The organism is Occultella aeris, assembly GCF_902703175.1.
Lineage (GTDB): Bacteria > Actinomycetota > Actinomycetes > Actinomycetales > Beutenbergiaceae > Occultella > Occultella aeris.
Window position 1 is genome coordinate 204,289 of sequence record NZ_CACRYJ010000016.1, and the last position, 26,477, is coordinate 230,765.

At 68.1% G+C, this 26,477-nt stretch carries 29 protein-coding genes and 1 pseudogene; 14 read left to right on the forward strand and 16 right to left on the reverse strand.

Annotation, left to right across the window (positions count from 1 at the left end; translation table 11 throughout):
• Window positions 1-61: 61 nt before the first annotated feature.
• Both HALOF300_RS05495 and HALOF300_RS05500 read left to right on the forward strand, forming a co-directional pair.
• Window positions 62-241, forward strand: coding sequence for a CsbD family protein (locus HALOF300_RS05495; RefSeq protein WP_156739929.1), 180 nt, complete (start codon window positions 62-64; stop codon window positions 239-241).
• Between the two features lie 133 nt (window positions 242-374).
• A complete protein-coding gene (locus HALOF300_RS05500; RefSeq protein ID WP_231955049.1) occupies window positions 375-1,157 on the forward strand; it encodes an SDR family oxidoreductase in 783 nt (260 codons plus the stop codon).
• A gap of 65 nt (window positions 1,158-1,222) precedes the next feature.
• Here HALOF300_RS05500 and HALOF300_RS05505 read toward each other — a convergent pair whose 3' ends face one another.
• Window positions 1,223-1,792 carry a dihydrofolate reductase family protein gene (locus HALOF300_RS05505; protein ID WP_156739930.1) on the reverse strand — a complete coding sequence of 190 codons (570 nt, stop codon included), beginning with the start codon at window positions 1,790-1,792 and terminating at the stop codon, window positions 1,223-1,225.
• A 234-nt stretch (window positions 1,793-2,026) separates the two neighbouring features.
• Here HALOF300_RS05505 and HALOF300_RS05510 point away from each other — a divergent pair, with 234 nt between their 5' ends.
• From HALOF300_RS05510 to HALOF300_RS05525, 4 genes are all read left to right on the forward strand, one after another.
• Entirely contained in the window at window positions 2,027-2,626 is a 600-nt protein-coding gene (locus HALOF300_RS05510; RefSeq protein ID WP_156739931.1) for a PadR family transcriptional regulator, read from the forward strand.
• Window positions 2,623-3,351 carry an ABC transporter ATP-binding protein gene (locus HALOF300_RS05515; RefSeq protein ID WP_156739932.1) on the forward strand — a complete coding sequence of 243 codons (729 nt, stop codon included), beginning with the start codon at window positions 2,623-2,625 and terminating at the stop codon, window positions 3,349-3,351. The genes HALOF300_RS05510 and HALOF300_RS05515 overlap by 4 nt, the downstream gene beginning before the upstream one ends.
• Before the next feature lie 248 nt (window positions 3,352-3,599).
• Window positions 3,600-5,264 (forward strand): FtsX-like permease family protein, encoded by a 1,665-nt coding sequence (locus tag HALOF300_RS05520; RefSeq protein WP_156739933.1) that lies wholly within the window; start codon window positions 3,600-3,602, stop codon window positions 5,262-5,264.
• A gap of 63 nt (window positions 5,265-5,327) precedes the next feature.
• On the forward strand, window positions 5,328-5,753 hold the full coding sequence (locus HALOF300_RS05525; RefSeq protein ID WP_156739934.1) for a hypothetical protein: 426 nt from the start codon (window positions 5,328-5,330) through the stop codon (window positions 5,751-5,753).
• 431 nt (window positions 5,754-6,184) lie between these two features.
• Here the strand turns inward: HALOF300_RS05525 and HALOF300_RS05530 are convergent, their stop codons facing one another.
• Window positions 6,185-6,781, reverse strand: a complete 597-nt coding sequence (locus tag HALOF300_RS05530) for a CGNR zinc finger domain-containing protein (protein WP_156739935.1) — start codon at window positions 6,779-6,781, stop codon at window positions 6,185-6,187.
• Window positions 6,782-7,047: 266 nt separating this feature from the next.
• On the opposite strand from HALOF300_RS05530, the gene HALOF300_RS05535 reads away from it, so the two are divergent.
• Window positions 7,048-8,262, forward strand: coding sequence for an MFS transporter (locus HALOF300_RS05535; RefSeq protein ID WP_197522329.1), 1,215 nt, complete (start codon window positions 7,048-7,050; stop codon window positions 8,260-8,262).
• On the opposite strand, the gene HALOF300_RS27675 is transcribed toward HALOF300_RS05535, so the two are convergent.
• The gene (locus HALOF300_RS27675; RefSeq protein WP_156739937.1) at window positions 8,174-8,959 is read right to left on the reverse strand and encodes a DUF1016 N-terminal domain-containing protein; all 786 of its coding nucleotides are present in this window, start codon (window positions 8,957-8,959) and stop codon (window positions 8,174-8,176) included. The two genes, HALOF300_RS05535 and HALOF300_RS27675, sit on opposite strands and share 89 nt — an antisense overlap.
• A gap of 333 nt (window positions 8,960-9,292) precedes the next feature.
• On the opposite strand from HALOF300_RS27675, the gene HALOF300_RS05545 reads away from it, so the two are divergent.
• Together HALOF300_RS05545 and HALOF300_RS05550 are read left to right on the forward strand one after the other, a co-directional pair.
• Complete coding sequence (locus tag HALOF300_RS05545) at window positions 9,293-9,823, forward strand: VOC family protein (protein ID WP_156739938.1); 531 nt, start codon at window positions 9,293-9,295, stop codon at window positions 9,821-9,823.
• Window positions 9,824-9,828: 5 nt separating this feature from the next.
• On the forward strand, window positions 9,829-10,632 hold the full coding sequence (locus HALOF300_RS05550) for a MerR family transcriptional regulator (protein WP_197522330.1): 804 nt from the start codon (window positions 9,829-9,831) through the stop codon (window positions 10,630-10,632).
• Between the two features lie 137 nt (window positions 10,633-10,769).
• On the opposite strand, the gene HALOF300_RS05555 is transcribed toward HALOF300_RS05550, so the two are convergent.
• The 8 genes from HALOF300_RS05555 to HALOF300_RS05590 form a co-directional block, all read right to left on the reverse strand.
• On the reverse strand, window positions 10,770-11,462 hold the full coding sequence (locus HALOF300_RS05555; protein ID WP_156739940.1) for a hypothetical protein: 693 nt from the start codon (window positions 11,460-11,462) through the stop codon (window positions 10,770-10,772).
• 53 nt (window positions 11,463-11,515) lie between these two features.
• Window positions 11,516-12,982 (reverse strand): hypothetical protein, encoded by a 1,467-nt coding sequence (locus tag HALOF300_RS05560; RefSeq protein ID WP_231955053.1) that lies wholly within the window; start codon window positions 12,980-12,982, stop codon window positions 11,516-11,518.
• A gap of 20 nt (window positions 12,983-13,002) precedes the next feature.
• On the reverse strand, window positions 13,003-13,152 hold the full coding sequence (locus tag HALOF300_RS05565) for a hypothetical protein (protein ID WP_156739942.1): 150 nt from the start codon (window positions 13,150-13,152) through the stop codon (window positions 13,003-13,005).
• Window positions 13,149-14,651, reverse strand: a complete 1,503-nt coding sequence (locus HALOF300_RS05570; RefSeq protein ID WP_231955055.1) for a glycosyltransferase — start codon at window positions 14,649-14,651, stop codon at window positions 13,149-13,151. The genes HALOF300_RS05565 and HALOF300_RS05570 overlap by 4 nt, the downstream gene beginning before the upstream one ends.
• A complete protein-coding gene (locus HALOF300_RS05575; RefSeq protein ID WP_156739943.1) occupies window positions 14,648-15,358 on the reverse strand; it encodes a PHP domain-containing protein in 711 nt (236 codons plus the stop codon). The genes HALOF300_RS05570 and HALOF300_RS05575 overlap by 4 nt, the downstream gene beginning before the upstream one ends.
• Window positions 15,355-16,368, reverse strand: a complete 1,014-nt coding sequence (locus HALOF300_RS05580; protein WP_156739944.1) for an ATP-grasp domain-containing protein — start codon at window positions 16,366-16,368, stop codon at window positions 15,355-15,357. Before HALOF300_RS05580 ends, HALOF300_RS05575 begins: the two co-directional genes overlap by 4 nt.
• Window positions 16,365-17,489: a PIG-L deacetylase family protein gene (locus HALOF300_RS05585; RefSeq protein WP_156739945.1), complete on the reverse strand. Its 1,125-nt coding sequence runs from the start codon at window positions 17,487-17,489 to the stop codon at window positions 16,365-16,367. The genes HALOF300_RS05580 and HALOF300_RS05585 overlap by 4 nt, the downstream gene beginning before the upstream one ends.
• A gap of 234 nt (window positions 17,490-17,723) precedes the next feature.
• On the reverse strand, window positions 17,724-18,329 hold the full coding sequence (locus HALOF300_RS05590) for a TetR/AcrR family transcriptional regulator (protein WP_156739946.1): 606 nt from the start codon (window positions 18,327-18,329) through the stop codon (window positions 17,724-17,726).
• A gap of 114 nt (window positions 18,330-18,443) precedes the next feature.
• Here HALOF300_RS05590 and HALOF300_RS05595 point away from each other — a divergent pair, with 114 nt between their 5' ends.
• Window positions 18,444-19,301 (forward strand): SDR family NAD(P)-dependent oxidoreductase, encoded by an 858-nt coding sequence (locus tag HALOF300_RS05595; RefSeq protein WP_156739947.1) that lies wholly within the window; start codon window positions 18,444-18,446, stop codon window positions 19,299-19,301.
• Between the two features lie 65 nt (window positions 19,302-19,366).
• Window positions 19,367-20,185 (forward strand): alpha/beta fold hydrolase, encoded by an 819-nt coding sequence (locus HALOF300_RS05600; RefSeq protein ID WP_231955057.1) that lies wholly within the window; start codon window positions 19,367-19,369, stop codon window positions 20,183-20,185.
• Between the two features lie 972 nt (window positions 20,186-21,157).
• Here HALOF300_RS05600 and HALOF300_RS05605 read toward each other — a convergent pair.
• Both HALOF300_RS05605 and HALOF300_RS05610 read right to left on the reverse strand, forming a co-directional pair.
• Window positions 21,158-21,922, reverse strand: coding sequence for a glucose 1-dehydrogenase (locus HALOF300_RS05605; RefSeq protein WP_156739949.1), 765 nt, complete (start codon window positions 21,920-21,922; stop codon window positions 21,158-21,160).
• Window positions 21,919-22,833 (reverse strand): helix-turn-helix transcriptional regulator, encoded by a 915-nt coding sequence (locus HALOF300_RS05610; RefSeq protein WP_156739950.1) that lies wholly within the window; start codon window positions 22,831-22,833, stop codon window positions 21,919-21,921. Before HALOF300_RS05610 ends, HALOF300_RS05605 begins: the two co-directional genes overlap by 4 nt.
• Window positions 22,834-22,935: 102 nt before the next feature.
• Between HALOF300_RS05610 and HALOF300_RS05615 the strand changes: the two genes are divergently transcribed.
• A complete protein-coding gene (locus tag HALOF300_RS05615) occupies window positions 22,936-23,451 on the forward strand; it encodes a cyclophilin-like fold protein (protein ID WP_156739951.1) in 516 nt (171 codons plus the stop codon).
• Window positions 23,452-23,590: 139 nt separating this feature from the next.
• On the opposite strand, the gene HALOF300_RS05620 is transcribed toward HALOF300_RS05615, so the two are convergent.
• The 3 genes and pseudogenes from HALOF300_RS05620 to HALOF300_RS05630 all read right to left on the reverse strand — a co-directional run.
• Window positions 23,591-24,040 (reverse strand): nitroreductase/quinone reductase family protein, encoded by a 450-nt coding sequence (locus tag HALOF300_RS05620; RefSeq protein ID WP_197522331.1) that lies wholly within the window; start codon window positions 24,038-24,040, stop codon window positions 23,591-23,593.
• 564 nt (window positions 24,041-24,604) lie between these two features.
• Window positions 24,605-24,778, reverse strand: coding sequence for a hypothetical protein (locus tag HALOF300_RS05625; RefSeq protein ID WP_231955059.1), 174 nt, complete (start codon window positions 24,776-24,778; stop codon window positions 24,605-24,607).
• Window positions 24,779-24,816: 38 nt separating this feature from the next.
• A pseudogene (locus HALOF300_RS05630) lies at window positions 24,817-25,047 on the reverse strand (helix-turn-helix domain-containing protein); the annotation flags it as partial.
• Window positions 25,048-25,173: 126 nt separating this feature from the next.
• Between HALOF300_RS05630 and HALOF300_RS05635 the strand changes: the two are divergent.
• Complete coding sequence (locus tag HALOF300_RS05635; RefSeq protein ID WP_156739952.1) at window positions 25,174-26,196, forward strand: zinc-dependent alcohol dehydrogenase family protein; 1,023 nt, start codon at window positions 25,174-25,176, stop codon at window positions 26,194-26,196.
• A 72-nt stretch (window positions 26,197-26,268) separates the two neighbouring features.
• Window positions 26,269-26,469, forward strand: a complete 201-nt coding sequence (locus tag HALOF300_RS05640; RefSeq protein WP_156739953.1) for a hypothetical protein — start codon at window positions 26,269-26,271, stop codon at window positions 26,467-26,469.
• The last annotated feature ends 8 nt before the right edge of the window (window positions 26,470-26,477 follow it).

Genomic DNA, 26,477 nt, shown 5'->3' on the forward strand with positions numbered 1-26,477 from the left:
CGGTATCTGACCGGGCAACCACGACCGGCCGACCAGCGGCCGGCTCACCCAAGGAGAGCAGATGGGCACCGACGACAAGATCGAGAACAAGGCGCAGGAGGCCGGCGGCAAGATCAAGGAGGGCGTCGGAGACGCCACCAACGACGACAGCCTCAAGGCCGAGGGCAAGAGCGACCAGACCGCAGCCAACCTCAAGCAGGCCGGCGAGAAGGTCAAGGACGCCCTCGGGCGCAACGACTGACGGCCGCCACGAGACCGCGGCCCCGCGAGTGAGAACCTCATCGGGCAGCGGTCTTCGTGCGCGTGTGGCGGTCGGGGCGCGAGCTTCCGGTCTCGTCGTTAACATCGAGGACGTCGAACATAGAGGGGGAACGGTGAAGGGTCTGGAAGGCAAGGTCGCGCTGGTCACAGGTGCCGGGTCCGGCATCGGACGGGCCACGGCGGTGCTCCTCGCGCGCGAGGGGGCCACCGTGGTCGCGCTCGGGCACCGGCAGGAGAGCGCGGACGATGTCGCCGACGAGATCCGCCGCGGTGGCGGCTCCGTACTCCCAGTATCGGCCGATGTCGCTGACGCCGCCGCCGTGCGCGACGTGCTCGCTCGGGTCGAACAGGATCTCGGTCGGCTCGACGTCGTCGTCGCGAACGCCGGTGTCAACGGCGTCTGGGCTCCGCTCGAAGAGCTCTCTCCGGAGGAGTGGGCCAGCACTATCGGCACGAACCTCTCCGGCACGTTCCACACCGTGCGGTTCGCGGTGCCCCTGCTCGTGCGGCAGGGCGGCTCGGTCGTCGTCGTTTCGTCGATCAACGGAACCCGCACCTTCAGTAACTCCGGCGCCTCGGCCTACGCCACCAGCAAGGCAGGCCAGGTGGCGTTCGCGCGCATGGCCGCCGTCGAGCTAGGCCCTCGCGGGGTGCGCGTCAACTCCGTGTGCCCAGGAGCGATCGACACCGAGATCGGCGACAACACCGAGCAGCGCAACACCGAGGACCTCGGCGTGCCGGCCGACTTCCCGGAGGGGCAGATCCCGCTCACGGGCGAGGAGCCGGGCGTAGCCGCGCAGGTGGCGGAGACCATCGTCTACCTTGTCTCCGACGCGGCGAGCCATGTGACCGGCACCGAGGTCTTCGTCGACGGAGGCCAGTCGCTCATCGCATAGTTACCCCGCGGGAAACGGTCGGGCTGGCTTGTCTGAGGCCCACTCCAACCCCGAGGAGAACCACGTCAAGCCGTTGCTTGCGTGGGCCGGTATCGCAGGGCGACGGCCCCTGACCCAAACTCATGGCGATCCACGAGCTCCAGCTGGATGCGCTCGCGCAGACCGGTGAGCAACGTCGGCCCGTGTCCGGCAAGGACCGGCTGCACCACGAACACGTACTCGTCGATCAGTCCCAGATCTGCCAACGCCAGAGGGAGTGTCACGCCACCCACGTACAGGCCCTCGCCTGGCTCCTGCTTGAGCCGCCGAACCGCTTGCCCCAGGTCGCCTCGCACCAGCTCGGCGTTCCAATCGACCTCGCTCAGCGTGCTGGACACGACGTACTTCTTCGCCCGGTCGATGGTCTCGGCGAACGGGATCTCCCACTCATCCATCCAGTCGGGCCACGTGCCCGTGGCCGGCCGCCGCCACGCCGACTCCATCATCTCGTAGGTCACGCGGCCGAACAGCAGGGCATCGACTCGTCCCATCTCCGCGGTCCAGTAGCGCATCGACTCCTCGTCGGGTGGGAGTCCTGCCTCGTGATGGCAGCAGCCATCGAGCGTGACGTTGATCGAGTATCGGAGTGGTCTCATCTCGTTGCTCTCCCTTGATGTGCGCAGCGCGTTTCCACCGGACCGTATTGAGACTGCAGTCGGCGTCATTTCTCATCGGCGCCCGATCCCGCCTACTCAACACCGTCATGGTGCGAATCAGACGCAGACCGAGCGTGCGAACGGCTCACGACGTGTCGACGGCGTGTCGCCCAATCCGCCCGAAACTAATGGTTACAGTGCAACCATTAGTTTCGGTGTAACCATGGAGGTGCGATGTCCGTTCGCGATGGCCTGCTGGCGATCCTGACTGATCGACCGATGCACGCCTATGAGTTGCGGGGGGAGTTCGAGCGTCGCACCACGTCGGCGTGGCCGCTCAACATGGGCCAGGTCACGGTCACCCTGGGCAGTCTGGTGAAAGCGGGCCTTGCTGAGCCCGATCCCGACGGCGATACCCCGGTGCGCTATCGCGTCACCGACACCGGACGTGCGCAGGTGCGGGCTTGGTGGTTGGAAGCCGCCGACCGTGCCACGCCCGCGCGAGAGGAGGTGAGTATCAAACTGGCGCTGGCGATCGGTGACCCGAGCGTCGACGTGGCGACCGTGATCGCGAGCCAGCGCGCAGCCACCGTCAGTGCGATGCACGACCTCACGCGGCTCAAGCGCGACGCGAAGGTGCCCGATGACCTGGGATGGCGCCTGACCCTCGACCGCATGATCTTCGCGGCCGACGCCGAGGTCCGCTGGCTCGACCACGTCCGCGAGCAGGTCGCGCGCGGACGGACCCGCAGCGGTCCGGCGCGAGGGACTGCGGCCGACGGGCCGGCCGCAGTCGCCGACCCACACCCCGAAGCCGAGCGGACATCCCGATGACAGTGGGAGGTGCCGTCGTCGTCGACGCGCGCGACGTGGTGCGGCGGTACCCAGGTCTCGGGGGAGTGGCTGTCACAGCGCTCGACGGCGTCTCGCTCACCGTTCGCCTGGGCGAACTGGTCGCCGTGATGGGGCCGTCGGGCTCAGGTAAGTCGACGCTGCTGCACATGTTGGGTGGGCTGGACCTCCCCACCGCGGGCACCGTGACCGTGACCGGGACCGAGCTGAGTGGTGCGAGTCGGGCACAGCGCTCCCGAGCTCGGCGACGCCGCATCGGGTACGTGTTCCAGGATCTCAACCTGATCCCGTCGCTGCGGGCAATCGAGAACGTCTCACTACCCCTGGACCTGGATGGGGTTGCTCCCCGTGAGGCGCAGTCGGCAGCCCGCGACGCGCTACGGGCGGTGGGAGTCGACCATCTCGCCGAACGTTTCCCGGACGCCCTTTCCGGGGGACAACAGCAGCGTGTTGCGATCGCACGCGCGCTCGTTGGACCGCGACGGTTGCTACTTGCCGACGAGCCGACCGGTGCGCTGGACTCGGTCACCGGCGAAGACGTCATGACTCTCTTGCGCGACCGCGTCGACGCCGGTGCGGCGGGTGTGATCGTCACGCACGATGCGCGGCTCGCGGCATGGGCAGACCGCACTCTCTACCTCGAGGACGGCCGGGTCGTGACGACGAGCGCACCCGACGAGCCCGAGTCGCTGCTGGAAGGCGTGTGATGTGGCGCCGCGCCCGGCCGGTGCTGCTCATGACCATCCGCGACCTGCGTCGCCGTCCACCGCGGACGGTCCTCGTCGCCGTCCTGCTTGCACTGGTGACGGCGGTCGGATCGGCCGCTGTCGCGATGGCGGTAGCCAGTCGACAAATGAGCTCCGGAGTGTCGACGGATGCATGGGTCTCGGCGACGACGGTGCTGGTGTGCGTGCTCGCACTAGGCATCATCTGCCTCGTCACAGCACCTCTACACATGGCTGCCGCACACCGCAATCTGCGGCAGATCGGTCTGGTGGAGGCGGCCGGCGGTCGTGTCGGCGATACGACGTTCGCACTCGTCGCTCCGGCGGGTCTGACCGCCGCAGCCGGCGCGGTGGTCGGCGCTCCGCTCGGCCTCGCGCTGGCGAGCGGTGCCCTGTCGACCGGTGGCGGGGCAGCCAGTGTGCCCGAGACGGTGACCGTGGTTGTCGCAGCGATTGCTATCGCGGTGGTCGTCGTCGCCGTCAACGTTGTCGCCGCGCTGATGACAGCGTGGCGCGTCCGCGGCGCGTCCGTCGTCGACACGCTCCACGGGCGCGTATCCGAGTCGGGGCGCACGAGTAGCGCGCGCCGCATCGGCCTGGCGGTCACCTGCCTGGCCCTCGGGGGCATGGTGTTGGCACTCGGGCTCCGACGCATCGACCTGCTGCTCGTGGCCGTCGGAACCGTGGTGACGTGGGCCGGCCTGGCTGCGCTGCTGGCGATCGGCCTCACGTCGCTCCTCGGCAGGGCACGCCGCGGACCGTACTCACTGCGCTTCGCTCTGCGTGAGGGTGCGAGGTATCCGATGCGAGTGGTTCCGACGACCATCGCCAGCGCCACTATGGTCGCCTTGCTGGTCGCAGCGATGACCTACGTCGGCAGTACGCACCAGGCTGAGTTCGACAGGTACACCCCGATGGGTCCCCCGGGATCAGGAATCTTTATGCGCTGGGACCCAGATGGGTTGGCTCTCGAGGTGACTGCTGCCGAGACGGAGGCGGTGTCTGCGATGGTCACCGAGGTGGGCGCCGACGGCCGTGCGCTACCGCTCCTCACTCCCGACGACCCGCTCTGGCTCTCGGACGGCCGGGACACTGTCGTATTTGAACCCGCCGATGAGTCCAGCCTGCTCGGTGGCAGCGGCGTACCCGCGGCCCTGCTGGCGAGCGATGACCTGATCGAGGCTTGGGGCTACGACGCCTCCGTCCGGGACGCGCTCTCCGCTGAGCGACTCGTGGTCGCTCCCGGAACGCTGCCGGGAGGCAGCGAAACTGCGGTGCTCACTGGACCGGGCGGCGAGCGCACTGTCCAAGTTGAGGAGATCCTGCCGCGCGGTCCTGCTACGGCACTGCTGCCGCGCACTGTGGAGACCGAGCTCGACGTGCACGTGGTCGCCGTGCTCGTGGTTGGGCTCGACCCCGTCGCACTCGAGGGACTCGGCCAGGCCGCACAGGCAGACGGCTGGACGCTGGCGATCGAGCATGGCGCGCCCGAACTGGAGCACGCGCCTACGGAGTACGCCCTCCTGGCCGCCGCCGCGATCGTGGTCGCGCTCCTGCTGTGGCTGATGGGTGCGCTTGCCCGAGAAGAGGCACGACCGGACGTCGCCACGCTCGAGGCCGTCGGTGCGCGCCCGAGGTTCACGCGCTGGGTCGCGGCGTGGCAGGCCGGCGGGGCCGCCGCGATCGCGGTGATCGCAGGAATCCCAATCGGGCTGCTCGGCACCCGGTTGCTCATGACGGTCCGTGACACGAGCCTTGCCTGGGAGCCGACCTCGCTCGTGATCCCATGGCTGCCAACGCTCGCGATGCTCGTGGTGGTGCCACTGGTCGCAGGGCTCGGGGTAGCAGCGCTACAGCCCCGCCGTCCGCCCTTGGTACGCCGAGTGGCGGAGTGACTCGTGCGGGCGGACTGGGCCAGGGAGATCGAAGTTCGACCTTCGCTGGGTAACACTGGCGCCGTGGGTGATCCCGTGGGTCCGTGCGCTGAGCGTCCGACCAAGCGAGTCGTCAAGCAGCGCATCCGCAACCGCATCATCGAGTACCTCGAGCTCGTTGCCTCATTCGCCGCGCAGCTGACGTACGAGGCAGTGGCACCGATCGTGCATGTTCCCTACGAGATCATCAACCAATGGGAGGACTGGACGCTCGGCTCGGATCCCTGGCTCGATGAGTCGCAGGTCTACACGGTCGAAGAGAAGGAAGCCTTGAGACGCTTCCAGGTCGTCTGGGACAGAGCCGCTGAGGATCTGGCTGACGACTACCCGGCCCTCCGACAAGTTCAGGCTATGCCGGTTTGGGACGAGTTGCGGCGGGAGGCCGAGTTCGCGCTCGCCGTCTTCGCCCGTCGCGGCCGGCTGCCGGAGGACCAGGAAGCGTGGCCCTGATCGTCGACCCAGGGGCCGTAGGCTATTGCGACATTCTTGAACTGGCCGGACATCGTCAGCTCGAAGAGCCCCGCAAGGGACCGTGGCCGTGGATCCTTGTGCTTGGCGTAATGGTCCTTCTGCTCGGGTTCGTCCGGTTTGTCCTCATCTGAGCAGTTGCCTCTACGCGCTGCCTTGGGCAGGGCGATCGGCAAGGACCAGGCCGGGACCGGCGTCCTGTGCATCTTCAACACCGCCTCACCTGACTGTGCTCGACGTGAAATCACCATGCGGAGGCGGCGGCGGGGTGACCCTCGCGATGCTGCCGCGGCCCGGGAACGCGGGATCGAGCAGCGACCGACCACATCGAGGTCATCAAGTCCGCCCTGGCCCAACTGCCCGGCCTGACCCTGCGACGGTGGGCGCACGAGGGCGTCGAAGAAGAGGCTGCGCTACCGCGCACGTGACGCGCCCTCCGTGCGGTCCGCACCCGTGCGGGACGTCGCGCGACGACGCATCTTGACGTAGTTGCCGCACCCGGCCATCGAGCACCACCGCCGGGCATGGTTGCGGGAGGAGTCGTAGAACGCCCAGTGGCACGTGCGGCGCGCGCAGGCCTTGAGGCGCGTCCAGTCGCGGGCGACCTCGCAGCGCCGGATGGCGTCGACTAGGCCAGCCATGGCGCGGACGTAGTCGCTGCCAGTTCCCGTGAGGACTAGACCGCCGTCGTCGTCGAGCACGGCCCGCAACGGCAGTCGGGCCAGCTCGGCAGCCAGGAGGCGCCGGGCGTCGGGAGCGGCTTCGTGCCCGGCGTGCGCAAGGAGCACCGCGCGCAGCCCCTCGCGGATCCGGAGGGCGGAGCGCAGGTCCGTCGGCGTCATCGAGGCACCTGGGGCCACCAGGCCGTGCGCCGACAGCCAGTCGGTGAGTGCAGCCACGCTGGTCAGAGACTCGGCATCCTCCTGCGGCTCGTAGCTGTTCACGAAGTCCCGCACCAGCGCCGCGGCAGGGGGCGCCCACGTATCGAAGCCGTTCTCAGCAACGTGCATCACACCAGCGTACCCGGTTGACCAGTGTCCGGTCGTGGGTCAGGATGACACCGGCAAACGACGAACGCTGGTGTTGAGGACAGACGAACTTGGAGTCTTCGGACGACGGGCACGGCGCTCACGACAGGACGTGTCACGACCCTCGAGCTCCTCACGACCCTCGGACCGGTACGTCGACCTCTACCTGCCCGCCTTCCCGCAGCTGCGACAGCAACTCGGGTCGAGCACGTCCGCCTGCCCGTGACGCACCAGCTGGAGACACCTTCGTGTTTGAACTGCCCGGGCTTCGCCGCCACCTCCCTCTCGCGATCGCCCTCGGGGTCGACTCGATCGGCACCGGGATCAGCGCCCCCCTGCTCCTGCTCTTCCTGACCAAGGTGGCGAACATCCCGCTGGCCCAAGCCGGCGTCACCTTGTCCGCCACCTTTGCCGTCGCGCTGTTCGTCCCTGCCGTGGCCGGCCAGGTCGTGCCACGACTCGGCGGGCGAACGGTGCTGATCGCCGCCCAGGTCCTACAAGCACTGGGGCTCGCTGGCTTCCTGGTGGTGCGCGAACTCCCCGCGATCGTTGCCTGTGCGCTCGTCCTGGCGATCGGTCAACGCACCTTCTGGTCGTCGGTCTTCGCCGTCATCGCAGACGCCTCCGACTCCGGCCCTCCCGCCGACAAGGACCGATGGTTCGCGTTCACCAACATGATCCAGAACACCGGCTACGCTCTCGGCGCTCTGACCGCCGGAGCGCTCCTGCTCATTCCCGGGGACCTGCCCTATCTCCTCGCCATCGGCGCGAACGCCACCTTCCTCGCCCTCTCGGGGATCCTGATGCTGGCAGAGCGAGCAGGCCAGCCAACGCGGACCGCGCCAGAGGTCGCACCGCCCCGCATCCATCGGGCTCCGTCACGGCCTTACCTCGCCTACATCGGCGTCAGTGCCCTCTTCGCCTTCTGTAGCACCCTGCTCGGCTCAGGTCTGGCGATCTACGTCGTCGACGGCCTGTCGGCCTCCGCAGCGGTCGTCGGACCGCTATTGGCGGTCAACACGCTGCTCAGCGCGATCGGGCAGGCTCCAGCGGTACGACTGACACGCCGATTCTCACGCGTGCGAGTGATGATCCTCGCCGGACTGATCTGGTGCGTCTGGGGCCTCTTCACCGCGAGCCTTGGCCACACCCCGGCGTCGCTGATCGTGCCCGCCCTAGCGCTGTCGGTGGTGATCTACTCGATCGCAGAACTCCTTCACGGCCCGCGGTCGATGGCCTTCGCCGCGGACGCCGCGCCGCCCGACCAGCGCAGCACCTATCTCTCCTGGTTCCAGTACAGCTTCGCGCTGGCCAACATCGCCGCCCCCGGCGTCTTCGCCGCCACCTTCGGCATCGCCCCAGCCCTTCCCTGGCTCATTGCATCCCTGGTCGCCATACTCGCGTGCCTCGGTCTCGCTGCGGTGGCACGGGTTCTTCATCCGCAACCACCCGTCCAGAACTGACCGTTTCCGCGGTTTCGCGCGTTCGGCCGCAGGGCCGGTGAGGTCGAGGAATGCCAGCACGTAGGGATCGCGGGTGAGTTGCTGGGCGAGTTCGGAGTCTGCAGCTGGCAGGTGAGCGGCAAAGTTCGAGGGGGCGGCGCCGACGCAGCCGTGCAGGCTGTTCATGATCTGGCTCAGCAATACGTTGCGGGACCAGCCGCACTCGGCCGCTGCTTGCGCGTACCAGTCGCGCTCGGACTCGGTCTCGAGTTTGTCCAACAGCACCATGATGTGGCCCGAGGGAAAGTTTGGCGGCAGGCTGCTGCCAAACCTCGTCGGACCACGCCTGGGCGGACGTGCGCATGTACCGCAGGTTGCGATGGCTGAAGCCACGAGAGCCAGGGAACGCGACCTGGAGATCCTCGGAAAGCCGGTTGATCACCGATGTGCCGCAAGCCTCGGTCCCCAGACGATCCAGGATCGTGCGGCCGCTGCGCCAGTACGTGCCGACGAGTTCAGTGTTGACGACACGCTGCGCACGCCACCGGGCGTCGGCCACGGTACGTTTGCGCTCCTCGAGGAGGTCGAGGGCTATCAGATCGTGCACGCCATCGCCTGCAGCGAGGTCACGCCAACGCGGATCATGCACCGCGACACCACGAACTACATGGGTATTCTGCTCGACGACAACAACCGCAAGCCGATCACCCGCCTGCACTCAACACCGGCCAGAAGTACCTCGGCCTGTTCGACGAGGACAAGGCCGAGACACGACACCCGATCACCTCCCTCAAGGAGATCTACGACCACGCCGAGTACATCCGCAAGGCCGTGCACATCTACCTCTGAGGCCGTCGCTGGTTGGCGCCGGATCAGTTGCGGAAACCCGACACCGGACACCCACCCGATAGCGGCGCACAACCTCGGGCTGCGCAGACTGCTCGCGGGGTGGGTAGGCCCGTGGGGTGCTCGGGCGCCGAGCGGCGCTCAGGACCGGCGTGGGGTGGGCAGTCTTGACCCTCACGCAACGTGAGGATCCAGGGTGTCTCACATGACCGATTACTTCAACGCATTCGAGATTAGCCCCGTTCCTGACGGCCCGGACGCGGTCGCGCCAGATCCGTTCCTCGGCATCTACGCGATGCCGATGTTCGTGAAGATCCCGACGAGGGACCTTCGCGCATCGACAGACTTCTGGGTCCGCGGACTCGGCTTTGTCGACTTGTTCAGCGTTCCCGGGCAGATCGTGCATCTGCGACGGTGGGCGTTTCAGGACGTCCTGCTCGTTCCAGCGGACGACGATGCGGCCGGGTCAGCGGCGTCCACAACTCAGGTGTTCATCTCTTGCGTCCTCGGCCAGCTCCAATCCGTAGCCGACGCGTGTCGAGAACTGTCCCCGGATTCGGTGACAGGGCCGTACGACACGGCGTGGAGAACGCGCGACATCTCTGTCATCACTCCCGAAGGGGCACACGTCACGTTCACGGCGGCCACGCCGTTCACTCCTGACAGCGACGTGGGGCGCGATTTCGCGTCTGTAGGGATCTTCGCGCCGGGTGACTCCGAAGGAGGCCCACAATGACATCCATGGTTGACAGTGAGATCGATGGGGATGCAACGGTCGGTGTCGCCGCCGAGGTCCTCGGGCTGACCGTGCGCACTCTGCACCATTGGGACGAGATCGGTCTCGCATCGCCGTCCCGCCGCACGCCCGCCGGCTACCGCCTCTACACCTGGGATGACCTCGAGCGCCTTGGCCGGGTCGTGGCCTACCGTGAGGCCGGACTCACGCTCGACGCGATTCGCGATGTGCTCGATGATGCGACCACTGAGATCGGAAGCACGCTGCGCGAGCAGCGGGCTCGGCTGGCCGAGCGGATTCACGATCTCCAGCAACTCGACGAACGGCTCGAGCGCATGACTGACGCGCACGAGCGAGGCATCCTGATGAGTGACGACGAGCAGCGTGAGGCCTTCGGTGAAGATTGGGATCCGCAGCAATCGCGAGCGGCCCGCTTCGTGTGGGGAGGGTCGAAGCAGTGGGCGCAGTTCGCGGAACACTCGGCGTCCCGTTCACAATCCCAGTGGCGCGCGCTCTCCGAGGCGATGTCCACTCTCCAGCGCGACCTCGCCGATGCGGTGAGACGTAGCGTCAAGCCAGGGAGCCAGGAGGCGGACGACCTTGCCGAACGCCACCGCGAACTGTTCTCGAACTTCTTCCCACTGACGCGACAGATGCAGGTGTGCCTGGCTCGGATGTTCGAGGCCGACCCAGGGTTCGCGTCGTACTACAACGGGATCGGTGACGGCCTCTCTACGTGGTTCCGTCAGAGCATCGACGAGTCCGCGCGCCACCACGGGATCGATCCGGATACCGCGACCTGGGAGTAGCCCAAGCCTCACCCGTACAAAGGAGCGCGTCGTGCTGGCCGGTAGCGCAGGGCGGTGGCCCCGACCGGAACTCATGGCCTCAGCAACCCGCGGCTACGTCCCGGGCGTTGGTCCGCCGGTTCGGGCCGTAGTGAGTGTTACTGCGTCAGGGGTGCCACGAGTTGCGCGCGTAGGTCGTCCGGTGCGCTCGCGCCCTGCCGAAGCGCCACCTCGGCGACGACCTCCGAGACCGTCACCTTGCTGTAGGAGCTCAGCTCGTCGTCTCGGTCACCGGCGCCGATCGCTTCGATCAGGTCCAGCGCCAGGTGCAGATCAGGGGCGAGGATGGACGGGGGCGAGAACGAGCGGTAGCGCTGCAGGACGCGCGTCCAGACCTCGGCTCGCTCGGCGGCCTCCGGATCGTCGGCGACGTCGGCGGCCGTGGGGACCGGATAGCTCGCGACATCCCGGAGACCGGCGAACATGGTCTCCATGCTGGAGCGCTCGGTGCTGAGTAGCACATAGATCCAGCGGCTGTCTGGATCGTCGGGGTCGTCCATGAATCGGGCTGTGCAGCGCAGGTCGAGCGTACTCGGCAGCGGCACAGCCGAAGCACGGTGGAGGAAGACGTGGGCGATGTCGATGAACTCGGCTGCCCGCAACAGGATCCCGCCGTGCTGAGCGCGACTCACTACCAGATCGTCGAGTCCGAGCTGCCCGTGCGAGAGATGCCGCAGGACGGCATCCTGGTCGTGGCGACCTTGATGGAGGGCGTCTGCGACCGCCGCGAGGGTGCGCACGGCCTCGATCCGCCAGGTGGGCCAGGCGTAGCGTTCCAGGGCCCGACTCATGACCGGCAGGCTGACCGTTCCCGGTATGCGGTATCCGTGCGGTTGGCTCCAGGTCATGCGCCTGCCTCCTCCTGGGTTTCATCCCATATCGATGGATGCCCCGCGAGGGCCTGCTGGACCAGCAAGACCCAGGTCGCCCCGCCGACGGCGGGCGCAGAGGTCATCGACAGCCACTCGTCGCCTCGCGTGGCGCCCGGGTAGATCCCGTCGGTCGCGGCGGGCGCGAGCGCGGCGAGGGTGGGCGCCGCGTCCTGGCCGAGGCGCAACTGCGCGAGTGCGACGCCAGCGGTGCCCTCGACCCAGACGATGGGCTCCGCCGGGAACGGCACTGGAGCGAACCCGCTGGCGCCGGCGTGAGTGGAGGCGTACCAACCGATGTTGGCCATCGCCTGGGCCGCCTGCGCCTGGTGCCCCGCGGCCCGCAGGAAGAGGGCACCCCAGGAACTGACGTCCAGCGCGTGACCAGGATCGGGTCCGTCGGGGGAACGGCCCTGCCAGAACCGGCCCTCCTCGCTGCTCCACAGGCGCTCGAGAATGGCGTCGTGCAGCACCGCGGCGGCATCGGCGGCGCCGACGTGCCCGAGCACCTCGTCGGCGAGACGGAAGGTGTGCCACGCGTCCACGTTGTGCTCGGTGGAGGCCCAGGGCAGCTCATAGCTCGGGTCGAACCCACCGGTGGCGTACCAGCCGTATCCGCCACGTACCAGACCAGCGAGGGGACCGTCCACGGCCTGCCGGGCGAGGAGCCATTCCAGGGCGCGCTCAGCCCCCTCGAGCGCTTGCGCCCGCGCTGCGGGATCGGGAGATCCGTCGCGCAGGTACCGCAGCAGGGCGTAGGTCGCGAGGGCGTGGTTGCCGGTTCGGTACTCGGCCACCGCGCCGGCGGGGTGGAGGGCGGCGGCTGAGGTGACGAACCCGCCGTCCTGCGGTCCGCCGTCGGTCTGCAGGCTGAGCAGACCGTCAGCGAGCCGGTCGGCGACGGCGAGCTCGCCAAGGGAGAGGGCCGTCACCAGCGTGAGCGCTTGGTCGTAGGAGAAGGAGCGACCGTGCAGATGGTGCCCGTCCGGCACGTCGTAGGAGCGAACCAGGCCGTGGTCCGGAGCCTGCTCGGCGAGCACCTCGCCGGTGGCTGGGTCGACGAGCCGGTACACCTTGCTACCGGGGTGGCTCCAAGGGAAGGTGAAGGTGCCGTCGGCCTCGACCGGTGTGAAGGCGATGGAGTAGGCGCGGTCGGTGACGACCAACGCCTCGACCTGCAGTTCCTGCAGGTCCGGCGGCGTGGGGAGGCCGGCGAGCGTTACCGAGCCGCTCACTGGACCGGTCCACTCGGGTGGGTAGGCCTGGTCGGGCTCGACCGTCGAGGTGCTCGTCACGGGGGTGCCGGTCTCGAGCTGGCCCAGCACCCAGTCCCACGTCTCGGATGCGACCGGTGTACTCGACCGCGAGGCGCCCGGATCCGCCGCTGCTGGTCGCACCATCGCGGCGACCAAGGTCCCGGCCACGACCATGGTCAGCATCATCGATGAGGCTCGCCCGACCATCACACCCACCACCACTGTCGTGCGATCCCGATCGCGGTGGTCACGACGCCGGCCAGCACGAGGCGCCACAGCACGGACCGCTCTCGACGCTGGTCGTGCGTGAGGAGGTCGAGGTGCTTGTGACCTTGGTCGGCAGGCGTACCGCTCATGAGGTGCGCACCTTTCCGGTCTTCTCCGTCTTGTCCCAGGTGGAGGCGGCGCCGCGCGCTTCTGCCACGTAGGCGGCGATGCTGACCGCGCACAAGACGGGTCCGAATCCGACGACCAGGACCAGCGCGGGTACGACCGGACGCAACCACGCGACCCTATCGGCTCGGTACACGAGCCAACCGGCGAGCATTGCTGCACCGGTCCATGCGTATGCCAGCAGCACGGCTATAGCGCGGGCTCGGTCGTCCCAGGTGACTCCAAACGTCGGCATCACCTGGCCGGCGAGGGCGTCCATGGGCCGCGGTGCCAGCATGACCGCCAGGATGAGGAGGTTCACCAGGCCGGGGAAGGTCAGGGCTGCCAGCCAGCTCTGATAGGCGACCCGTCGGTCGAGCAGCAGCACGAACGTGGTCCCGAAAATGAACAGCAGCGTGCTCAGGCCCCAGTAGAGCTGGAACGCGATGTGCGCCGGGCCCTGGTCGACGAACCACAGAACCACCAGTGCAACCGACGCCGCGATCATGAAGGCGGGCAGGTACAGCGTGCTGAACCACATCGTTCCGAACCACCAGTTGCCCAGGTGGTGCTCGTTCGAGCGGCGGAAGAACACCGAACGGAAGCGCCGGGTCACCTGGAGGTTCCCGCGTGCCCATCGCAGCCGTTGCTTCCAGAGCGCCACGAGGCTCGCGGGCTCTTCGGCCCAGCACTCGGCGTTGGGGTCGAACACGACCCGGCGGCCGCCCAACTGGGTCTGCATCGTCGTCACCGTGTCCTCGGCGAGGGTCGTGGTGTCGATGCGTCCACCGATCGCTTCGAGGTTCGCGCGGCTGAGCATCTGGGCGCCGCCGGCAAGGCACCCCTGCACGCCGACGACGTTCTGCGCCCGCCGCATCGCCAGCTGCGCCGTCGCATACTCGAATCCGACATAGCGACCGACCCAGTGCGCGGGCTCGCTCGCCTCCCGGATGAACCCCATCACCGCTCCCACGCTCGGGTCCGCCAGGTGACGGCCCATGCGGCCGATCGCCGTCGGGGTGAAGACGACGTCGGCGTCGGTGATGAGCACGGCCTCGGCCCAGTCGTCCGCCAGCACGTGCGCCAGACCGTGGTTGAGGGTGTGCGCCTTTCCTTGGCCACCTCGCTCGCGTCGGAGGTGTACCACGCGCCCGGGGTAGCGTCGTACGGCCTCGCGCGCGATCTGAGGGGTGTCGTCGGTGCTGGCGTCGTCGACGACGACGAGGCGCAACTTGTCGCTGGGGTAGTCCAGCGCCATCATCCGCTCGATCGAGTGCTCGAGGACGGACGCCTCGTTCCAGGCGGGGACGATGACAGCGACCCGCGGCTGATATGCGCCGTCGGCCTGCCGGTAGTGGTCGCGGACGCGGTGGAGCCCGGCCAGGACGTGCCCGGTGGCGGAGACGAACATGGGGATGGCGCCGAGCAGGACGATGATGCTGAGCAACCAGCCGAGCGGTTCGGTCGGCAGCGCTGCGCTCACAGCAGGATCCTCGGTTCCAGCTCGTCGAGGTAGACCCAGCGGCCGACGTCGCCGGCTCGGTGAGCGTCACTGCCCGCCACGATGCGGGCGCCCAGCGCGGCCAGACCCCGCACGACCGTCACACTCGGGCAGCGCCATTTCTCGTTGATCTCAACGGCCGCACCGGCGTTCACGCAGGCGGCGGCCAGTGCCCGCAGGTGCTCGTCGCTGACGGCGTCCTCACCGATGCCCACCTTCGGCAAGATGCTGAACAGGTGGGCGACGACAGCCGGTGCCGGGGACAGGGCGACCGCCTTGCAGGTCGCTGTGACCAACGTGTCGACGACGTCGCCCGCCGCAGCCGGGTCAGCCTCGATCCGCGCTCGCACGGAGTCGGGGCTGTGCGGTCCGTCGGCTGCGGGGAACTGGTGGTCGGCCACCAGCACGTAGTCGAGGGGCGGAGCCGCCACAGGAATGTCGAGGCGACCGGAGGCGTCCAGGATCTTGGCCTCGACGCCGCACATCACCCGAAGGTTGCCGTGTCCGTCCAAGGCGCGGATCCGGGCGACGTACTCAGGCAGCCAGCTGGTCTCACGCCGGACGTGATCGGAGGCACCGAGGGTGCTCAGGCCGGCCACGGAGGCCGCTGCTGCCATGTCCTCCCATGTGTCGGCCCCGTCGGTGAGGCTGGAGTGGGTGTGCCAGTCGGTGGTCCGGTCCAGGATCATGCGTCGAGCCCGGAGTGCGTGCGTCCGTCACGCATCGTCGTGTACTCGACGAGGGGAACCGTGACGTCAGCGAGGTACCGCACGACAGCCACCTCGTCGAAGTCCAGGTGGTCCGGGAGATCGTGCCCCAAGGCTGCGCGCGCGGCAAGGACCGGCATATCGACGCCTGCGGCCTGCGTCAGTGCCATCGTGCCCGGGAAGCGAGCGTTGACCTCAAGCAGCGCCGGTGTGCCGTCGACCGCGCGCCGGGCCTGGACGTTGACCACGCCGGTCGCACCGATGAGACGAGCGACCGTCCGCCCGAACTGCTCCAGCTCCGAGTCGCGCACCGTGCGACCGGCGACGGCGATCCCGGAGTCGACCTTGTCTCGTCGTCGGGGCACCGCGGCCACGACGTGCCCGTCAGGCCGCGCGAGCACGTCGATGGAGAACTCCTCCCCAGGAAGGTGCTCCTGCGCCAACATGGTGCCGTCCCTGGGGACGCCGCGCAGGTCCTCGCTCGAGGAGATGACGGCGAAGCCTCGTCCGCCGGCTCCGTGCCGCGGCTTGACGATGTGCGGCAGGCCAAGGCTGTCGAGCTCGTCGGCAGTGGTGGTCTGCTCCAGCAGGACGGTGCGCGGAACGCGTACCGACCCCTGGCAGAGGCCGACGAGGGTCAGCTTGTCCTGACAGCGTTCGAGCGTCTGCGAGGACTCCACGAGGACGGCCACGCCCGCCCTCCCGAAGTCGCCGACCCTCCCAGCCACCACCGGCAGCTCGACGTCCACGGTGGGTATCACCAGGTCGGCGTGGCACCGACGGGCGACCTCCAGCAGGACGTCGGCGAACGAGGGGTCGTCGCCGCGGGGGAGCAGGACACGCTGGGCTGCTGGCACGAGGTAGAGACCGGCCGCAAACGGGTCGATGTCACCGGCGACCACTCGGTACCTGGCTGCCAACGACCTGATGAGCGTGACCGCTGCGGCACCTCCGGCGCCGGTGACGAGCACGCAGGGCTGTGAGCGGCTCATACCGACGCTCCGGTACGGACCTCGGGCGAGTTCATTGCCATGGGCACCACCGGGGCGGGCGAGTTCAGCACGGTCTGGGCGGCGGCACTCAGGGCGGAACGGCCCGGGATGAAGCTGCGAATCACCTCGAACGGCTCGGCGTATCGGGCGAGCGGAGCGAGGTGCCGCGCCCAGTACCGGGCGCCTGCCACGATCAACTCGGGTTCGAGGTAGGGGCGCGCGCTCTGGCTGGCGAAGCTCGATAAGACGTCCACCTTGCGTGCGATCACCGCATCCACGGGCACGAACCGGGTGGGGGCGAAGTCGTTCGTCGCCGAGGGCGATTGGTAGGCGAAGACCTGCGATACCGCTCGCGCGGCGCTCATGGTCGCGGTGTTGACGGCACGATGGTCCTGGTGGCTGTCGTGCCGGGAGTGCACATACACCACGGTCGGCCTCAGCGCGGCGACCACGTCTTCGATGAGCCTGATGGTGTCGATGCCCTGGTCGATCTGGGTGTCGGGCAGATCGGCCAGCAGCAGGCGCGCCCCGATCTGGGTCGCGGCAGTGACCGACTCGCTGACCCGAGCGTTGCGGTCACCTCCGACGTCCCCGCGACTCAAGGTCAGCACGGCGACGTGGTCGCCCCTGCGACGGTGCTCGAGCAGGGCGCCAGCGCAACCGATCTCGACGTCGTCTGGATGGGCGCCGATCGCCAGCACTCGTTCCGCCCCTTGCTCCGAGCGCAGCAGGCACGTCTGCAGGGCGCCGCTCAGACTGTCGTCGTCGGTGGGGTCGATGACATCGTGCAGACCGCCGCGGATCGCTTGGACCAACAGTTCGGCGGGCAGGTGTTGAAGAGCTCCGGTGAGCAGCACCCGCATCTGCGGGTACAGCGCGCGCAGATCGGCGATCGCGTGCGTGGTGCGGTCTGCCGCCAACAGCGCCGGGTCGATCAGCGCGGCATTGACGGCGCCCATGGCGACCGCGGTCTCGACGACCGTCTCCGGCGCGGTCTGGACGTGGTCGCAGTCGAGCTCGTCGAGGATGGGAGGGACGGCCGAAGGGATGTCGCCCACCAGCAGGGCTCGTCGACGGGGCGGCTCGAGGAGTTGCTGGACTACGGATTCGTCGACTCGCACGTCGCGCTCATCACCGAGCCACACTGCTTGATGCTCACTACTCACGTAGATTCCCCCGACGGCACGATCCGGACCGGCCTTCTGCAGACCCTAACCCCTGGCCAGGGGATGGCGCCTGCTCACCCGGCAGCATGAAGACCCCCGGGAGCGGCCGCAGCCCTGAACGCATCGGCACCATGCCGGCGTGCCAAACGCTCAGGCCACGCGAAGAGGCGGTGTGCCTGGGCGCCGTCCTCAGAGTTCGTGCCTCCGGGGCTGCATACCCTTGAGGGCCGTGTCCAGGAGTGCCTCGAGGTAAGCCTCGTCCAGGGGACCGCCGCGCTGCAGCCAACGGTTGAGTACGGGTCCCCAGATGATGTCGACGGCCACGTCGAGATCGAGGTCGGCCGCCAGCTCGCCGGTCGCCTGCGCGCTGCGCAAGCGCCGGCGCTTGGCCTCTCGGAGCGGGGCGTCGAGACGTTCGTGGTACGACCGGGCCAGCCCGGCATCGTGCGCGACCTCCGTGGCCAGGGCGCGCATCGGCTCCGCGAGCTGGGGGCTGTCCAGCTCGGCCGCCGTCGCCCGCAACACCAGCATCAGGTCGGCCCGGAGGTCACCGGTGTCGGGCAGTTCGGGGGGCTCCCCCGCGTCCGCCTCGCTGAGGATGAGGAACGCATCGAAGAGGACCGCTGCCTTGGAGGGCCACCACCGGTAGATGGTCTGCTTGCCTACGCCGGCCCGCGTGGCAATGCCCTCGATGCTCAGCCGTGTGTAGGGCACCTCCTGAAGGAGGTCGAGCGTGGCGGTCAGAACGGCGCGACGCGAGCTCTCGTTGCGCCGGGTGGGATCAGGGTTCGACATACAGCAAAGGTACCTCAGGCGAGACGAGACGTTGCGTATTGCAAAGTCCCGGCAACTGCTCTAGTCTCAGGTGCAACACGAGACGGACCGTCTCGTCTTATCTAAGGAGCAACATTGCGCCAACCCTCCCCTTCCCCTCGCACGTGGTTCATCACGGGTGCCAGCCGTGGTCTCGGCCGCGCGCTGGCCCTCGCTGCGCTCGAGCGCGGCGATAGCGTGGCCGTCGCAGCACGGTCGGCGACCGCCGACACGTTCGCCGCAGAGCACCGTGACCGAGTTCTTGCACGGAGCCTGGACGTCACCGACAAGAGCGCGGTCGATGCCGCGATGGCTGCCGCGGTCGCCCACTTCGGTCGACTGGATGTCGTGGTGAACAACGCAGGCAACATGTCCATGGGCATGATCGAAGAGTTCACCGAGGAACAGGCGAGGGCCCAGCTCGAGGTCAACTTCTTCGGTGCATTGTGGGTCAGCCAGGCCGCGATGTCGCACCTGCGGCGTCAAGGGTCGGGCCACATCCTGCAGATCTCGAGCATCGCCGCTCTCGGCGCGTTCCCCAGCACCGGGATGTACAGCGCGAGCAAGTTCGCGCTGGAGGGCATGAGTGAGGCACTCGCGATGGAGGCCGCGTCCTTCGGCGTGAAGGTCACCATCGTCCAACCCGGTGGCTTCTGGACCGACCTCTACACGAACATGGTCTCGACCAGCCCGGCCGAACCGTACGCACCGCTGCGAGCCGAACTCGAGCGGCAGTGGGCCGAAGGGTCGGTGGACAGCGACCCCCGTCTCGCTGCCGAGGCGATGCTCACCCTCGTCGACAACGAGGCGCCGCCCTTGCGGCTAGCTCTGGGGAGCATGGCATACGACCTCGCGCATGCCGTCTCACGTCAGCGCATCGATACCTGGGCGGCATGGGAGCAGGTCAGCCGCGCCGCCGAGCACGCCGTGCCGCAGCCGGAAGCCGTCCGATGACCCACCCACACCCCTTCGGCACCCCGCCGACCGCCCGCTTCCTTGCCCACTCTGAAGGAGAAACCTTGTCACCTGCGACGTTCCCTGCGCCCAACTTCGCCTCGCCCTGGACCGGTATGGCCCCCGTCGACGACACCGCCCTCGCAGTCAGCGACAGCGGCGGCGTTGGCATCCCGGTGCTCTACTGCAACGGCCAGTTCGCCACCCAGCGGTACTGGCGGCGGGTCATCACCGAACTTGGCCCCCGCTACCGGCACATCACCTTCGATGAACGAGCGCGCGGAGCGTCCCGGACGTCGTGTGACTACAGCTTCGAGGCCGCCGTCCGCGACGTGACCGTCGTCCTCGAGGCCCGCGGAGTCGAGCGCGCGCTGCTGATGGGCTGGTCGTACGGCGCCGTCGTCGCGGCACACTGGGCCGAACGCCACCCCGAACGCACGATCGGGGCAGTCCTGGTCGACGGGGCGTTTCCGCACGACTGGCTCGACGACGCCATGGAGGAGCGGATCCGCATGCTGTTCAAGCGGCTCGCGTTCCTGCGCCCTGCGCTAAGACCGTTAGGTCTGCTCCCGAGAATGACGGCGGCCCAACAGGCCCAGAGCAACATCGAGCTCGGGAAGATCTCACGAGAACGCGAGCTCGGCCCCGTCCTGGATCGCATCACCGTGCCCACCCGATACGTGATCGCCTCAGGAACGTCGTTCGGCAGCCGAGGCCAAGAGCAGGAAGTCATCCGCGCCAGCCTCGACCAGGTGACCGCCCGCAACCCCAACATCGCTCTCGCGGCAAAGGTGGCGAGCAACCACGGCGCCATCCTGACGAAGGATGCACCAGCCGTCGCCGCAGCCGCCGCGACGGTCCACGCCCTGGCAGGATCTGACTGATTTCGGTGGTTCGCGTGGCGGTCCACCTCGGTATTTCATGACCCGACCCGACCCGACCCGACCCGAGTCGAGTCGACGTCGTCGGTTCGCATGAGGCCCCTGCCGGGAGCCATGGCGGTTTCGAAGCCTCGAGAACCCGATTCTGGGCCGCCTCAGTATCGGTCGTACTCGGACGAGATTTGACGATGCTTGCGACAACGCTGTGTATGGCCGCTCGAAACCCCGGTCAGACCCCGACGAACATGCAACGCACTAGAGACATTCTCACCCATGTCTCCCATCGCTGACGCGGCGGTCGAGACCGAACGCCGACATAGCAACCTTCCAGGCCGCATAGATCATCAGCGCTTGCCAGTGCTGCTCATCGTGCGGGTCGAGTTTGACCGCCGCGCCGGGGTCGGCGCCACGGGCCACGTGCCAGCGTCCGCCTGAACGCTTGGTGGCCCCGACGTCGCGGGTTACACGTACTAGTTGGTGGCAGTTTCGGTTCAGCGTGGATGAACGCGTCCACCACCACGCGGCCAAGGTGAGGACGCAGTAGCTCAAGGATCGTGCCGAAGACCTCGGCTGCGACCTCACGGTCGCTCGACGCTTCGTCGACGAGATGCGTCACTAGCGACGGATCCCACGATGCGCGCACTGACACATCGTGCTGCCCGATGCGTCCGGGCGGGTCGACCCGCGTCGGGTCAGTGGTGTCGAGGCCGGATCCGGTCCATCCGTGTCAGAACCCAAGGTCTGAGACGTTGCTGGGACACGGGACACAACCTGGCGATTTCATTCATGCGGTGGGTCGAGCTGTCGCCAATGACAACGTCGTTCGTGATGGGGTTCGTTCGTTGACGTGGCGACTGGCTCGTCACACGTGGCACTTCCGTCATCGAGATTCTCGCGGCGGCTCTTACGGGGGCGATCCTGTGTGCAGACGCTGAGAGACCGCCGCAGAGATCTACTCAGCGTTGGACCTAAGGGTCAGGTGGTTTGACCACCATCTACGACCATGGCATGGCCAATCGTGAAGGCTGCCTCCTCCGAGGACAGCCACAGCACTGCGGCGGCGATCTCCTCGGGGCGACCCCTGCGGCCGATGGGTTCCTGGCGCAGGACAGCCTGTCGGCCCTCGTCGGTGTCGCCGAAGACTCGCTCGATCATGTGTGTGTCGATGATGCCGGGGCAGATCGCGTTGATGCGGATCCCGGCGGGCGCGTAGTCGAGCGCGGCGCTCTTGGTGGCGCCGATGACACCGAACTTGGAGGCTCCGTAGGCGGCGCCACCGGCGAAGCCTTTCACGCCGGCGCCGGAGGATGTGTTGACGATCGCGCCACCACCGCGCTGCAGCAGCAGCGGGATCTCATGCTTCATCGACAGGAACACCCCTCGCAGGTTGACCTCGATGACGCGGTCCCAGAGGTCGTCGTCGATCTCGGCGGCCGGTGTGGTGGGCTGCTCGATGCCTGCGTTGTTGAATGCGATGTCGAGACCTCCGAACTCTTCAACCGCGGTTTCCAACGCGGACCGGATGTCGGCCGCCCGGGTGACGTCGCAGGCAACAGCGACAGCATGGCCACCGCCGGCCTCGATCAGGCGAACAGTCTCGGCGTTGCCGGGTTCGTCGATGTCGGCGACGACGAGCCGGGCACCTTCGCGCGCGAATGCCTGTGCGGTGGCGCGGCCGATGCCGGAGCCGGCGCCGGTGACGAACGCGACCTTGCCGTCGAAGCGGGGCCGCATGCTCATCGGTGCTCCCTGCTTGCTCGGGGATCGTTGCTCTCGGCCCCGCGGGGCGCAGCCGCTTGTTCGCTGGCTGCCCAGGAGGCCAGCAGCGCCAGTGCCTGTTCGGTGGGGGAGCCTGGTTGGGCTGAGTAGATGGTCAGCGTGAGGCCGGGCTCGGCGCGTAGATCGAGGCTCTCGTAGGCCAGGTGCAGATCGCCGACGATGTGGTGGTGGAAGTGCTTGGTGCCACTGCCGTGGGTGCGGACGTCGTGGGTGCTCCAGCGGCGAGCGAACTCCGGACTTCGGCTCGAGAGTTCCTCGACCAGGTCGCGCAGCGCGCTGTCCTGGGGGCTCTTGCCGAGTCCGGTGCGCAGGTTGGCCACCGTGATGTCCGCCGCCCAGTCCCAGTCGGGGTAGAAGTGGCGCGCGCCGCTGTCCAGGAAGGTGTGACGGGCGAAGTTCGGCGGCCGGGCCGGGTCGAGAAACAGGTCGGCGTACATCGCACGGCCGAGCAGATTGGTGGCGAGCAGGTCGGACCGGTCGTTGCCCACGATCGCCGGAACATCGGTGATCGCGTCCAGCGCCCGTTGCAGACTCGGCCGGGGGCGCCACAGCGATGGGCTGCTGCCCGTGCGGCGTAGGACCCGGTTGGAGCCATCGGCCTCGTGCGCCAGCCGCAGCAGATGAGCCCGTTCGGCGTCGTTGAGACGCAGCGCGTTGGCCAGCGCGTCGAGCACGCCGGCCGACACCCCGGCAAGCGCACCGCGCTCGAGCTTGGCGTAGTACTCCACGCTCATCCCCGCCAGTGCCGCGACCTCGCTACGCCGCAGACCAGGTACCCGCCGTCGACCGACACTCGGCAACCCGACCTGCTCCGGGCGCAGGCGTGCCCGTCGCGTGGTGAGGAACTGGCTCACCTCGGCCTTGTTGTCCATACCGCTGACCCTAGGCGTGTATCCCGCCGTTGATCGATGCACTGCCAGTACACCCATCGGCAGTGGCTTCCTCCGACTCCCGCGCGGCGCTTGCGTGAACGCATGCACCTCACCCCGCCACTGTCACCGACCCGGGACCGTTGGGGCCTGACGGTCACCTGGCTGGTCGCGCTCATGCTCACCTCATGCAGTGCCGGAAGCGGACCAGTCAGTCCGTCGGACCAGGGCGAGCCGACGTGCAGCGCGTCGTTGGACATCGTCATCATGGTCGGCGACGAAGCGCTGCCGGCGACACTCACTGACACGAGCACAACTGATCAGTTCGCCCAGATGCTGCCGCTTGAGCTCGACCTCCGTGACCCCATGGGACAGGCGTTCGCCGGTTCGTTGCCCGGAGATCCCTTGCAGGTCCCCGAACGCGAGCTCGGGCTCGATCCGAGCGCGGGCGGTGTGTACTACGCACCCGACTCCCAAACGATCGCGCTCTACTACGACGACCTCGGCCACACCGTGCCACCACCCGGGTGGGCTCTACTGGCCGAGCTGACGCCCTCAGGTGTCGCGACCCTCGCAGGAACCGGTCGTCGCGTCCGAGTCAGTATCGACTCCTGCCCCTGATCGATCGAGGACAACGGTGTGATGCCCCAGGGGCAGAGACCGGCGTCGACAGCGAAGCGGCCGGCGTGTGCAGGACACTGTCGGCCCACGTGAGACCTAGGCATCCACGGACCGTGCGGCAAGCGTCGTGGCCGATCGGCTACTGCGCCTGCGCGATGAAGTCGATCTCGACGAGCGGGCTGCCCGCTACCCAGGCCTGGACGTTCTCATCCGACGCGTTCGTCCATCCGCCCATCTGCTCGAGGCCGCGCAGGATCAAGGTGACGATCCGACGCCTCTCCCGCGGGTCGGTGATCAGCACGGCAGTGGCGGGCAGGTCGGCTTGGACGTGGTGCTTGAGGTGGACGACGAGTTGCGGGTTCTTCCGCAGGTTCGCGTACCAGTCCCGCCGGCCTGGCCTACCGCTGAGGAACCAGCGCCCGTCCACGTGGTGGAACCAGGTCTCGATCCGACGCGGCATACCACTCGAGGCGCCATAGGTCGTGATGTCGATGGTGCGGTCCCGGGTCGGAGCCTGCGGGGTGATCTCCAGAGCGGCGCGCACGTCGTCCTTCATGTGTGGGTCTTCCTTCTTCGGGGACTTGGTCATGCCGGCGTGTCTGCGGTCACTAGGCGGACGGACCCGCCTGAGTCCGGGGGCGCTAGGTGCGGTCGAGTTCGTCCAGGCTGTCATGGGGCCGATCGCGTTGTACGCGTTCGTCGCGAGGCAAGCCTGGGAGAGGATCAGGCTTCCTGCGGTGAGGTGAGCATGTCCAAACTTCTGCGGAGCGTGGCTACTCTCGCAGCACTGCTCTGCGCTCATGCTCTCCATTTATGGCCGAGATCGGGGCCGCGTGCCAGTCCCTGCTGGTACCCCTCTCAGCCGGGCCTCCTAAAGGGGGCCAGGTCCGGTTGCATGAGAACGACCCGGTGATCGACCCCGCCGCGGGACGGAGCGAGATGACCGAGGCTCAGCACAGTGCGGGCTTGACCGGCTAGGTGGCCACGTCGCCGGCCGAGGGGTTCAGCGATGACGTCGCAGGAGAAGAAGGTTCGGTCTGCGTGGTCGAGGAAGTCCTCGTCTCCGCGGACGGCTGCGTTGTGCATCCGGCCACCACGACCAGGACCAGGACCGCCCCGGGAGGGGTGAGAAATGCGCTGCGACGCGGCAGCCTCACTCCGGTGGTTCGCCGACGAAGGCGCGGAACGAGTCGCGTTCCTGGTGCAGGGACCAGATGCGGTCGGCCAGGGCGTCGGGCTCGTGGTCGGGATCGCCGCCGCCGATGCCGCCGGGAATGATCAGTTGCGCGACGTGGATGCCCTCGTCGCCTAGGGCATCGTGCAGCATCTGGCCGTAGGCGCTCTCGCCGGCGAAGGCGATCGAGGTAGCGCCCTGGTCAACGCATCGAGCACCTCTGCAGACGCGCCGTTGATCGCGCCTCGCTCCAGGCGCGTGTAGTACTCCACGCTGACGCCGGCCAAGGCGGCGACCTCACTGCGGCGCAGCCCTTTGACGCGGCGGTTCGTGCCCGCTGATAGCCCCACATCCTCGGCTGTGATCTTCTCTCGGCGTTTGGTGAGGAACTCGCGGACCTCCGCTCGGTTGTCCGCACCTATGACGCTAGGTCATCGGCCGGGGGGAGGGAGTCTCTCCCGGTACCTGCCCTGACAGTGCCTCCCACCCGGCGGCCAGACGTGATGGTCTAGGGCTCGGTCAGAACTGAGAACTGGGAAGGAGCACCCATGCGAGCTGTTGTCATGCACGCCCCCGGAGATGTCCGGGTCGACACCCTCGACAAGCCCACCATCGTTGAGCCCACCGACGCCATCATCCGCGTCACCGCCGCCTGCATCTGCGGATCAGACCTATGGCCCTTCCGGGGCATTGAAGAGGTCAACCAACCGACCCCGATGGGCCACGAGTACATCGGCGTTGTCGACGAGGTCGGGGACGAGGTGGGCGACATCGAGGTTGGCGACTTCGTCGTCGGATCCTTCGTCGCCTCCGACAACACCTGCGAGATCTGCCAAGCCGGATTCCAATCCCGGTGCATCCACCAGGTCATGATGGGCTCGATCGGCACCCAGGCCGACTATGCCCGCATCCCTCTCGCCGACGGCACCCTCGTCAAGGTCTTCGGCGAGCCCACCCCGGAGCAGACCCGCAGCCTGCTTGCCGCGTCCGACGTCCTGGGCACCGGCTGGTTCGCCGCCGTCGCCGCCGAGGCCGGTCCCGGCAAGAGCGTCGCTGTCGTCGGCGACGGCGCCGTCGGGCTGCTCGCGATCCTTGCTGCGAAGCAGCTCGGCGCCGACCGCATCATCGCGATGTCCCGCCACGCTGACCGTCAGGCGTTGGCGAAGAAGTTCGGCGCCACAGACATCGTCGAGGAACGCGGCAAGGTGGGCGTCGCGAAGATCAAGGAGCTCACCGGCGGCTACGGCGCCCACTCCACCGTCGAAGCCGTCGGAACCCAGGAATCGATGCTGCAAGCCATCGGCGCGACCCGACCAGGCGGGCATGTCGGCTACGTCGGCGTCTCCCACGGAGTCGAGCTCGACGGCCTCGACTTGTTCTTCGCGACCGTGAGCCTGCTCGGCGGGCCAGCGCCCGTGCGCCGGTTCCTGCCCGAGCTGGTCGACCTCATCATGACCGACCAGATCGACCCCGGCATCGTCTTCGACCTCGAGGTTCCGATCGAGGACGCCGCCGAGGGCTACAAGGCCATGGACGAACGCCGCGCCACCAAGGTGCTGCTCACCCTCTAACTCGACCCAACAATCAGGCCCCGGTTGCCCGCACGACAAGCAGCTCGCGGAGCTTGTCGGCGAGCTCTCTCGATGCGCAACGACGACCCCGGTCACTCGATCACCATCTGCCCAGCCGTACCCGGGAGTCCGTCGGACGACAAGCTGCGCAAGCTCCTGGCCTGGGCGGCGACCGACAACATCGCCGCGACCACCGGCTCGCCCGCGGCCAAGTACCCACCCACATCCCGGTTCCCCGCGACGACCGCATGTCGCGTGTTCCGTGCTGCCTGACAGTCGCT